An 11,413-nucleotide genomic window follows, 5' to 3' on the forward strand; every position below is an offset into this window, starting at 1 on the left:
GTCGTCTCCTCCCCTAGCTCCGGGCCCGCGTGCGCGGGTCGATCAGTCCGTACAGCAGGTCGACGACGAGGTTCGCGCCGAGGACCGCCAGGGTGATGAACAGGAAGATGCCCTGCATGAGCGCGTAGTCGTTGTTCGTCACGGCGGACAGCAGCTTCGACCCGATGCCCGGGTACGAGAACACCTGCTCGGTGACGACGGAACCGGACACGATGAACCCGAGGGAGATCGCGAAGCCGGCGACGGACGGCAGCACGGCGTTCCGGGCGGCGTAGTTCCGCAGGATCTTGCCGTCGGACAGGCCCTTCGCCTGCGCGGTGGTGATGTAGTCCTCGGACAGCGTCGACACCATCATGTTGCGCATGCCGAGCAGCCAGCCGCCGAGCGACGCGAGCACGATCGTCACCGCCGGCAACACCCCGTACTGCACCGCCGAGACGATGAAGTCCCAGTTGAACCCGGGCGTCAGGATGACGTCGTAGCCGCCCTGCGCCGGGAACAGGTGGAGTCCGGTCGCGAAGAAGTACACCAGGATCAGCGCGAGCCAGAAGTACGGCACCGCGGCGAGCAGGGTGGTGGCCGGCACGAAGGAGTCGAGCCAGGTGCCGGGCCGCCACCCGACGAAGGCCCCGAGGCCGACGCCGATGATCGCGGCCACGATGGTGGCGATCCCGACCAGGGCGATGGTCCACGGCAGCGAACTGCCGATCACCTCGGTGACGGGTGCCGGGAAGTAACTGACGGACACGCCGAGGTCACCGCGGAACACGTTGACCAGGTAGTGGCCGTACTGGGAGATGAGCGGCTCCGAGGAATCGCCACCGAGGAGCAGCTCGTACGCCTCCCGGGTCGCCGGGGTCACCTGCCCGCCGCGCTGCTGGAGCTTGGCGAGCAGGATGTCCACCGGGTTGCCGGGCAGGAGCCTGGGGATGATGAAGTTCAGCGTCAGGGCCGCCCAGAGTGCGACGACGTAGAAGCCGATCTTGCGCAGGAAGTAGGTCATCGTCGAGTGCCCCTCGGTCGCGATCCCATCGGTGTCAGCCCTTCGCCGGCTTGAGCGCCTTGAAGATCTCGGCGTTGTCCGGGCTCGCCCAGACCGCCGGGAACGCGTACAGGTCGTCCTCCGTCGGCCAGCCGGTGAACTTCGCCGCGTGGAACTCGCTCGTCGTGCCGCCGGTCATCACGGGGATGTAGGGCAGGTCCTCGACGATGTGCTCCTGGATCGTGTCGAGCTCGGGCTGGGTCGCCGCGGTGTCCTCGGGGTTGATCGTGGCGAGCTTCGCGATGGCCTTGTCGACGTCGGGGTTGCTGTACCGCGAGATGTTCATCGGGGCTGCTTCGCCGACCTTGGCGGTGTTGGCCGTCGTGAAGTAGTTGTTGTACAGGTAGTACGGGTTCGCCGTCGGGCCCTGGCCGAGCGAGTCGATCGCGAGCTCGAAGTTGCCCTTGGTCTTCTTGTCGGTCCACTCGTTCCACGACGACTGCTGCGCCTTGAGCTCGATGCCCGCGGCCTTGAGCTGCTGCGTCATCGTGTCGATCGCGGTGATGTAGTCCGTCCACCCGGTGACGACCTCGACCGTGAGCGACAGCTTCTTGCCGTCCTTGGCGTAGATGCCGTCGGAGCCCTTCTTCCACCCGGCGTCCTCGAGGGTCGAGGCGGCCGCGTCGGTGTCGGCGGTCTCCGGCATCACGGCCGGCTCGATGTCCTTCGAGATGGTGTCCTTCTGCGTCGTGGTGAGCGCGAAGGTCGGGGAGATCTCGCTCGCGGTGTTCTCGAACGCCAGCGAGTTGAGCTGCTTGCGGTTGATGGCGTCGGCGATCGCGTGGCGGACGGCCGGGTCGGTCTGCGGGCCGGCGCAGCCCAGGTCGGTGTTCGCACAGGTCAGCAGGGCCATCTGGTTCTGGCCGACGGTGATGCCGTCGTAGCCGTTGTAGTTGGCGGGGATGTCGTCCATGTTCGGCACCGGGCCGGTCTGCCAGTCGATCGACCCCTGCTTCAGTGCGTCGGCGCCGGCGGTGTTGCCGGAGAGCGACAGGTAGCGGATGGTCTTCACGGCCGGGGCACCGTCCCAGTACTTCTTGTTCGCCTCGAGGGTGAACGCCTGCGCCTTGAAGGTGCCGAGCGTGTACGGGCCGGTGCCGACGGGCTCGCGCACGACGTCGGTGGTCGGGTCGATGTCCTTCCACAGGTGCTCGGGCACGATCCAGGTCTTGCCGAGCAGGTTCGGGCCGAGCACGAACGACGGCTTGTCGAACGAGACGACCACCTTGTCGTCGCCGTCGGCCTTCGCGGTGCCGTCGTAGCCGATCGAGTTCAGGGCCTTCTGCTTCTTGAGCATGTCGAGCGTGAACACGACGTCCTTCGAGGTGAAGGGCTCGCCGTCGCTCCAGGTGGCTCCGTCGCGCAGCGTGATGGTGAGCTGCGTGCCGTCGTCGTTCCACTCGGAGGACTTGCCGAGCAGCGGCTTCGGGTCCTTCGTGTTGACGTTGGTGATGAAGAAGAGCGACTCGTAGATCGTGCCGACGCCGCCGATGTTGGACGGCGACCAGGGGTTGAAGTTGATCTGGTAGTCGCCGGACTGGCCGGTGTACGCCACCAGGGTCGAGGCAGCGGCGTCCTTCGTGCTGGCGGTGCCGCTGGAGCTGCAGCCGCTGAGCGCGAGGCCGGCTGCGAGGAGAACGGCGCCGCCGATGGCGAGCCGTGAACGGGTTGGGTTGAACATCGTTGTCCTCTCGGTCTGCGTCGTCGCAGGGTCCACGTTGTGAGCGTGATTGTTACACGCGTAAACTAAGGCGGTCAAGGGGTCGGGTCACGGCCCCGTAACGATGAGGAGACGCAATGGAGCGGACCACCCTGGACGGCACGTGGACCCTCGAGGCGGTGACCGGGCCCGAGCAGTCGGCGGAGCACCGCGAACCGGTCGCGGCGCAGGTCCCCGGCTGCGTGCACACCGACCTGCTGCGGGCCGGGCGGATCCCCGACCCGTTCGACGGCGACGGCGAGGCCGCCACCCAGTGGATCGGCGACACCGTCTGGCGCTACCGCCGCACCTTCGAGTGGACCGCGCCGGACGAGACCCGCCACGACCTCGTCGCCGAGGGCCTCGACACCCTCGCCACGGTCGAGCTCAACGGCATCGTCGTCGCGACCACTGCCAACCAGCACCGCTCGTACCGGTTCCCCGTCGGGCACCTGCTCCGACCGGGCACGAACGAGCTCGTCGTCACGTTCGACGCGCCCGTCCCCGCCGCCGAGCGGCTGTCCGCCCTGCACGGCGGCGAACTGCCGCACGTCAACCACCACCCCTACAACGCGCTCCGCAAGAACGCGTCGAACTTCGGGTGGGACTGGGGCGTCGACGTCGCCACGAGCGGCATCTGGAAGTCGATCGGCATCGAGTCCTGGAGCGGCGTCCGCATCGCGGCCGTCCGCCCGCTCGTCGACCTCGACGGCACCACCGGGGTGCTGACGGCCCACGTCGACGTCGAGCACGCCGGCTCCACGGGCTCCTTCTCGCAGGCCATCGGCAGCGCGCCCGTCGCGTCCGCGGACGGTTCCGCGGGCACCGGCCTGGAGGCCCGGATCACCCTGGCCCCGCACCCCGCGTCCGCCGGACACGCCGGTTCCGACACCGCCGGCCGGGTCGTCGGCGCACGTCCCGTCGTCGACGGCGCCGCGACCGTCCGCCTCGAGGTCCCCGACGTCGCCGTCTGGTGGCCCCGCGGCGAGGGCGACCAGCCGCTGTACGACGTCCGGGTCGAGGTCGGCGACGACGTGTGGACCGGCCGCGTGGGCTTCCGCACGGTCACGCTCGACACCGCCGCCGACGCCGGCGGCGCGCCGTTCCTGCTCCGCGTGAACGGCCGTCCGGTCATGGTGCGCGGGGCGAACTGGATCCCCGACCACGCCTACCTGACCGAGATGACGCCCGAGCGCTACGCGGACCGGATCCAGGACGCGATCGACGCGAACATGAACCTGCTGCGCATCTGGGGCGGCGGCATCTACGAGTCCGACGACCTGTACGACCGGTGCGACGAGCTCGGCGTCCTGGTGTGGCAGGACTTCCTGTTCGCCTGTGCCGCCTACGCCGAGGAGCCCTGGCTCGCCGACGAGGTCGAGCCCGAGGTCCGCGAGGCCGTCACCCGCCTCAGCCCGCACCCCTCGCTCGTCGTGTGGAACGGCAACAACGAGAACCTCGTCGCCTACGCCGAGTGGGGCTGGCGGCCGTCGCTCGTCGGCCGCACCTGGGGCAACGGCTACTACCGTTCCCTGCTGCCGTCGGTCGTCGCCGAGCTGGACCCGACCCGGCCGTACACGCCGGGCAGCCCGTTCTCGTTCGACGAGTACCTGACGCCGAACGACCAGCGGAACGGCAGCGTGCACATCTGGGACGTCTGGAACCGCCTCGACTACCGCGCCTACGCCGACTGGGAGCCGCGGTTCGTCGCCGAGTTCGGGTTCCAGGGCCCGCCGGCGTGGTCGACCCTGACCGCGGTGGTGCACGACGAGCCTCTCGACCCAGACGGCCACGAGATGCTCGTGCACCAGAAGGCCGACCAGGGCAACCGGAAGCTCGCCGCCGGCATGCGGGGGCACCTGCCCGAGCCGACCTCCATCGAGGACTGGCACTTCGCCGCACAGCTCAACCAGGCGCACGCGATCCGCTTCGGCATGGAGTGGTTCCGCTCCCGCACGCCCGACAACACCGGCATGGTCGTCTGGCAGCTCAACGACGACTGGCCCGTGGTGTCGTGGGCCCTCGTCGACCACGCCGGCATCCGGAAGCCCGTCTGGTACGCCGTCCGGCAGGCCTACCAGCCCGTGCTGCTCACCGTGCAGCCGTCGTCCGGTGCCCAGGGCGACGACGACGGAGGTCTGGACGTCGTCCTCGTCAACGCGTCCGGGGCGCCGGTCGCCGACGAGGTCACGGTCTCCCGCGTCGCGTTCGACGGCACCGTGCTCGAGTCGTCGTCGTTCATGCTCGCGGCCGCCCCCGCCGATGCCGACCGGGTGCAGCTGCCATCGTCGCTCGCGGTACCGGGCGACCCCGGTTCCGAGGTCCTCGTCGTCACGGGAGCCGGCACCCGCACCGTGCACGACTTCGCCGAGGTCGTCGACCAGGCACTCGAACCCTCGCCCCTGTCCACGGTGGTGTCGGCGACGGCGGACGGCGCAACGGTCACCGTGACGGCGACGGCGTACGCGCGCGACGTCTCGCTGTTCCCCGACCGCGTGGATGCGGCCGCCCGCGTCGACGACGGCCTGGTGTCCCTGCTCCCCGGCGAGTCGGTGACCTTCACGGTGTCGGGCGCGCCGGGCATCGCTGCACAGGAGCTCGTCCACCCGCTCGTCCTCCGCCACGCGGGTTCGCTCCTGCCCTGACCCGGGTGCCCTGGGGGGGGGGGGGGACGGCGACGTTCCCTCGCGCCGCTGACGGTTCCGGTTCACGATCCCCCGGGTTCGCGAACCGGAACCGTCACCCGAGCACGCCCGTGCACCTCCGCCGCACCCGCAACCCGGCAGCACCGCCGCTCGCACCGCACCGCTCCCACCCGCACCCACACCCGCACCACTGCCACCCGCGATACCGCAGCCTGCAGCGTCCAACGACGCAGCCGGCAGCCCGCAACACCGCAGCCCGCGGACGGAGGGGCCGTCCTGCACCGCCACCTCGTTCGCAGCGCGGCGCTCCCACACCGATCGCCCGGAGACGGACATTTCCTCTCGACGCGTGACGGTTCTGGTTCACGATCCCCGAGGATCGCGAACCAGAACCGTCACGTCGCCGACCAGGAAACGCTTCCCCCGCCGAAGCAGCGCGGCTGACGGCGCTCAGTCGATCGCGCGGAGCTCCAGCACGATCGCGGTCGCGGGTGCGAGCAGCGGGAGCCGTGCGCCGACGTCCTCGAGCACGGCGCCGGTCAGTTCCAGGTGTCCGCGCACGAGCCACTCCGGCGGCACCATGTCGAGCCCACGCGGCACAGCGAGCCCGGACACCGGAGCGAGCCGGTAGCGCCGCGACCGGTCGAGTCCGCGCACCCGGAGCGGCACCGGCAACGACCTCGGCCCCGTCTCCGTCCGCGCCACCCGCACCAGCGCCCGCGAACGGTCGGTGGCCACGACCGACGTCGCCACCGTTCCCGGGTCTCCGAGGTCCAGGTGCCGCAGCCGCCCGGAGTGCAGCAGCCCGCGCTCCCGTCGGTACAGCGCCGTCCAGGCCCGGAGCCGGTCGAGCTCCTCGGGCGACAGCTTCGTGATGTCGGTCTCGATGCCGGCCGAGCCGAACAACGACACCGCCATCCGGAAGTCCAGGTCGAGGTGCCGGCCCGTGGTGTGCGAGATCTCCGGCCCGACGTGCGAGCCGATCAGCTCGAGCGGGAGCAGTGCCTCGGTCCAGCGCTGGATCGGCAGTCGCTCGAAGGCGTCGTTCGAGTCCGACGGCCACACCCGGTCGGTGCGCTCGAGCACGCCGAGGTCGATCCGGGCACCGCCGCTCGCGCACGCCTCGATCTCGAGCCACGGGTGCCGCGCACGCAGCTCGTCCATCAACGTGTACACGCCGCGGGTGTGCGCGTCGATGCCGGCGCGTCCCGCGTGCACCGCGTGCACGATGTCCCGGTTCTGGTCCCACTTCACGAAGTCGACGTGGTGCTCACCGATCACCCGGGACATGCTCTCGAGCACGTGGTGCCGGGCCAGTGGGTTCGCCATGTCGAGCACGTACTGGTTCCGCCACGTGCGGACGTCGTCCTCGGGGCGCTGCAGAATCCACTCGGGGTGGGCCTCCGCCAGCTCGGACACCGGGCTGACCATCTCGGGCTCGAACCACAGCCCGAACTCCATGCCGAGCGCACGTACGCGGTCGACGAGCGGTGCCAGCCCGTCCGGCCACACCGTCGGGTCGACGCGCCAGTCCCCGAGCGAGGTCGAGTCCGACCGCCGGCCGAGGAACCACCCGTCGTCGAGCACGAACCGCTCGACGCCGATGTCCGCCGCCGTCTCCGCCAGTGCCACCAGGGGTTCGAGCTCCTGCCGGTAGTAGACGGCCTCCCACGTGTTCAGCACCACGGGCCGGGGTCGTCGCGGGTGCCCCGGGCGGCTGCGCAACGAGTCGTGCAGGCGGTCGGACAGCCCGTCGATCCCGGTGTCGCTCCACACGAACACGGCGTCGGGGGCGGCGAACGACTCCCCTTCGCCGAGCACGACCTCGCCGGCACGCAGCAGTTCTCCGGCACCGAGCAATGGTCGCGCCTCGGCGAGCTGGTCGTACCGGTACACGGAGTCCGCGCTCCAGGCCAGGTGCACCGCCCACAGCTCGCCCTCGGAGTCCGAGAACCCGGGCGTCCCGAGCACGAGCAACGTCGGTGAATCGTGCCCCGTCCGCCCGCGACGGCTCTCCCGTGCGTGGCTCCCGGCCGTCGCTGCCCGGCGCTGCGGGGTGCGCTCACGGGTCCACCGTCCGCCCAGGTCGAGCACCTCGGTGACCCGCTCGCCGACGGGCAGCGTCGCCTCGAGCGCCTGCACGTGCACGGGCTCAGCGTGGGTGTTCGTCACCGTGTGCCGCACCCGCAGCACCCCCGCGGAGTCGAGCGCGAACTCGCTCCGGAGCGCCAACGAGTCCGACTCGGCGGTCACGACGATCCGCTCGTCGTCACGGATCACCACCACGTCACGCCACCGCGGCACGAGCGGCATCCCGTCCACGTGCCCCGTGATCCCCGGTCGCCCCTCCCATCCGTCGCGCTCGGTCGGCAGCACCGTGAGCGGCCACCGCGCGTCGAGCGCACTCGGTCCGAGCGGCCGACCGAGTGCGAGCAGCAGGTCGGCCGTGTCGTCCGGTGCGACCGGCCCGACGTCCCGACCCCAGTGCAGCACCTCGGGGAGCCCGTCCGCCGCGGAGGCCAGCACCAGCGACACCCCGGCTGATCGCAGCACGTGCACCCGTCGATCGCCTGCACCGACGGCTGCCGACTCGCGCTCCACGACGGTCACGAAACCCGCTCCTCGCGCAGCACGCGGACGCGTCCGGCCGGCACGACGGTGTCCGGCCCGTGGCCGGACCCGTCGAGCAGATCCGTCCCGGACGCGACGACCGTGACGTCGTCAGCACGGTGGTTGACGAGGAACAGGAAGGCGGAACCGTCGTCGCCGACGCGACGCACCGCCTCCAGGCCGGGAGGCCCGGTGACCGTCCGCAGGATCCCCCGCTCCGCGATCACCCCGTCCACGAGCCGTTGGATGCTGTCGTCCGCGAGCATCGCGGACACGTACCAGGCGCCGCCGCCGACGGCGCGGCGCGTGACGGCGGGCCGGCCCGCGAGCGGGCCGTCGGTGTACCGGAGCACGGACTCGGCGTCCTCGAGCACGACCGCTTCGGCCCAGTCGGTGACGACCTCGCCGTCGTCGAGGGCCCAGCGTTCGTCGCGCTGCAGCGGGGTGAACTCCTCGCTCCAGGCGCCGAGCACCTGGCGGAACGCTCCCGGGTATCCGCCGGTGCGGATGCGCGCGGTCTCGTCGGCGACGCCGGACAGGTACGTGACGATCAGGGTGGCGCCGCGGTCCACCACGGCGGACAACCGCGCGGCGGTCGCGTCGTCGACGATGAGCATCGTGGGCACGACGACCACGTCGTAGCCGTCCAGGTCGGCGTCGGCGGGGACCACGTCCGTCAGCACCTGCCGGTCGTGGAACGCGCGGTGCCAGGCGCGGAGCTCTCGACCGTAGCGCAGGCCCCGGTGCGGCTTGAGCCCCGACTGCACGGCCCACCCGGAGTCCTCGTCCACGACGATCGCAACCCGGGCCGGCTCGACGCGGGTGCCCTGCACGGGTGCGAGGTCCTGCAGCGCCCGGCCGAGGGCGAGGACCTCGCGCCAGATGCGTGTGCGGGTGCCGGCGTGCGGGAGCATCGCCGAGTGGAACTGCTCCGCGCCCGCGGTGGAGGCCCGCCACTGGAAGAACAGCGCCCCGTCGGACCCGTGTGCGACGTGCGCCAGGGCGTTCCGGACGAGCTCGGCCGGTTTTTTGGCGCGGTTGCGCTGCTGCCAGCTCGGGCCACCCGTCGAGTGCTCCATCAGCAGCCAGGGACGGCGGTCTGCCGACATCCCGCGCATCCGGTCACCGGCCAGCGCGAGGTCCTGCTCGCGGCGGGCGTCGTCGACGAGCGTGTAGTGGTCGTTGGCGACGATCGCCACGTGCTTCGCCCATCCGGCGTAGTCGACGACCTGCGACCCGGCGCCCACCATGAAGTTCGTCGTGACCGGCACGTCCGAGTGCTGCTCGATGACGGCCTTCTCGGCGTCGTACTGGCGGAGCAGGGCGTCGGACGAGTACCGCTCGAAGTCCAGCGCGAGCCCGGGGTTCGGCGCACCACCGACACCGCGCGGCGGCGAGACCTCGTCGAACGAGGTGTACGGGTGCCCCCAGAAGGCCGTGCCCCACGCGTCGTTCGCGGCCTCGACGTCGCCGTACTTCGCGACGAGCCAGTGCCGGAAGTCCGCTGCCGACTCCTCGCAGTAGCACCGGCCGTTGCCGCCGCCGAGCTCGTTGCTCACGTGCCAGAGCCGCACCGCGGGATGCCGGCCGTACCGCTCCGCCAGCGCGTCGACCATGCGGAGTGCGTACTCCCGGAACAGCTCGGAGGCCGGGCACCACCCGAGTCGTCCACCCGGTCGCTCTCGCCGCTCCGTGGCGTCCACCGGGAGGATCTCCGGGTGTGCGGTCAGCAGCCAGTTCGGTGGTGCAGCGGTCGGCGTCGCGAGGTCCACCGCGATGCCGTTCTCGTGCAGCAGCGCGAGCACGTCGTCGAGCCACTCCCACGTGAAGTCCCCCGGCGACCGCTCGAGCAGTGCCCACGAGAACACCCCGACGGTGACCAGGTTCACCCCGGCCTCACGCATCAGGCGAACGTCCTCGAGCCAGGTCTCCCGGGGCCACTGCTCGGGGCTGTAGTCGCCGCCGAACGACAGGCCGTCGGTCGGCCACGGGACGGTGGGGGCAGCGGTCACGGCATCTCCTTCGATGGTGTGGACCGCTCAAGCCTCCCGTTTGCGTCCGCGTTTGTCAACGTGTGTAACTAACGCGTCGACAGCTCTGCAAGGCCGGACGCGGGCTACTCCCCCAGCAGCCGACGGATGGCGAGGACCGCCCCCGCGCGTGCCCACTCCGAGAACTCGAACGGCTGCACCTCCACCGTGACCGGCTCGGTGTACGGCGCCAGTGCGGCTCGCATCGACTCGTCGACGGTCGCCCGCGCCAGGTCGTACACGGGCAGCCCGTCACCCGTCAGGACGATCGCCGAGGGGTCTGCGATGTGCACCGCGGTGGCGAGCAGGACCCCGAGGGCGCGGCCGGCATCCTCGAACGCTGCGAGGGCGCCCTCGTCGCCGTCCCGGGCGAGCTCGACCACCTGGTCGTACGTCTTCCCCGCGTGCCCGGCGTTCCGCACGATGACCGGGCTCGGCAGGTAGCTCGAGGCGCACCCGGCGTGACCGAGGCCACAGTCCGGACCGCCCCCGAGGACTGGAAGGTGCCCGATGCGCCCCAGTCGCCCGTGCTCCCCGGTGGAGACCTGCCCGTTCGCGATGAGCCCGAGGCCCAGGCCCTCACCGACCGTCACGAGCACCATCGACCCGCGACCGGCACCCGCACCGAACCAGTGCTCCTTCGCCGTGAGCGCGTGGACGTCGTTCGCCGTGAACGTGGCGATCCCCGTCCGCTCCTCGAGCATCCGGGCAAACGGCACCTCGTGCCACCCGAGGAACACCGACGCCGCGACGACGGACTCCCCCGCGCGCACCACGACGTCACCGGGCAGCGAGACCCCGATCGCACAGATCGCCGGGTGCGCATCCCGGAGCCGGGCGAGCACCGCCGCGATCTGCTCCGCGAGCGGCTCGGCGGCGGTGTCGTCGATCGCCTCTTCGTGCAGGGCGAGGACCCGTCCGCCCAGGTCCGTGACCGCGGCGTACAGACGGTCCTTCGTGAGCTTGATGCCGAGGAACTCCCACTGCCCGCTGCTCACCTGCAGGAGCTCCGACGGGCGGCCGGTGGCGCCGCGAACATCAGTGCCGACCTCGACCACGAGCCGCTGTGACACGAGGATGCGCATCGCCCGCGTGAGACTCGCCCGAGAGAGCCCGAGTGACCGAGCGATCTCGGCGCGGGAGAGCACCCCGTGGATGAGGATCTCCCGCAGCGCCAGTCGGGAGCCGTCGGGCAGGGCCGGCCAGGCTTCGGTCATCGTTCCTCCGTCGTCGGCTGATCCTACGGCCTGACCGGTCCCCGTCGACAAGGACCCAGAACGGGCGGTAAACGCAGAAAACCCCTGACCACGAATGGTCAGGGGTTCCCTGGTTCTTACTACGTTAAGTCCGGCGGCGTCCTACTCTCCCACAAGGTCCCCCTTGCAGT

The 11,413-nt window shown here is 71.0% G+C and carries 6 protein-coding genes; 1 reads left to right on the forward strand and 5 read right to left on the reverse strand.

Annotation, left to right across the window (positions count from 1 at the left end; translation table 11 throughout):
* Positions 1-13: 13 nt before the first annotated feature.
* The gene (locus tag DEJ21_RS13900) at positions 14-1,003 is read right to left on the reverse strand and encodes an ABC transporter permease (RefSeq protein ID WP_071247140.1); all 990 of its coding nucleotides are present in this window, start codon (positions 1,001-1,003) and stop codon (positions 14-16) included.
* Between the two features lie 34 nt (positions 1,004-1,037).
* A complete protein-coding gene (locus DEJ21_RS13905; protein WP_111224978.1) occupies positions 1,038-2,723 on the reverse strand; it encodes an ABC transporter substrate-binding protein in 1,686 nt (561 codons plus the stop codon).
* Positions 2,724-2,839: 116 nt separating this feature from the next.
* Here DEJ21_RS13905 and DEJ21_RS13910 point away from each other — a divergent pair, with 116 nt between their 5' ends.
* Positions 2,840-5,386 (forward strand): glycoside hydrolase family 2 protein, encoded by a 2,547-nt coding sequence (locus DEJ21_RS13910; RefSeq protein ID WP_111224979.1) that lies wholly within the window; start codon positions 2,840-2,842, stop codon positions 5,384-5,386.
* 450 nt (positions 5,387-5,836) lie between these two features.
* Here the strand turns inward: DEJ21_RS13910 and DEJ21_RS13915 are convergent, their stop codons facing one another.
* From DEJ21_RS13915 to DEJ21_RS13925, 3 genes are all read right to left on the reverse strand, one after another.
* Positions 5,837-7,996 (reverse strand): alpha-galactosidase, encoded by a 2,160-nt coding sequence (locus DEJ21_RS13915; RefSeq protein WP_258375074.1) that lies wholly within the window; start codon positions 7,994-7,996, stop codon positions 5,837-5,839.
* Positions 7,993-10,008 (reverse strand): beta-galactosidase, encoded by a 2,016-nt coding sequence (locus DEJ21_RS13920; RefSeq protein ID WP_111224980.1) that lies wholly within the window; start codon positions 10,006-10,008, stop codon positions 7,993-7,995. The genes DEJ21_RS13915 and DEJ21_RS13920 overlap by 4 nt, the downstream gene beginning before the upstream one ends.
* A 104-nt stretch (positions 10,009-10,112) precedes the next feature.
* Positions 10,113-11,243: an ROK family transcriptional regulator gene (locus DEJ21_RS13925; protein ID WP_111224981.1), complete on the reverse strand. Its 1,131-nt coding sequence runs from the start codon at positions 11,241-11,243 to the stop codon at positions 10,113-10,115.
* Positions 11,244-11,413 lie beyond the last annotated feature (170 nt).

The organism is Curtobacterium sp. MCSS17_006, from assembly GCF_003234215.1.
GTDB lineage: Bacteria > Actinomycetota > Actinomycetes > Actinomycetales > Microbacteriaceae > Curtobacterium > Curtobacterium flaccumfaciens.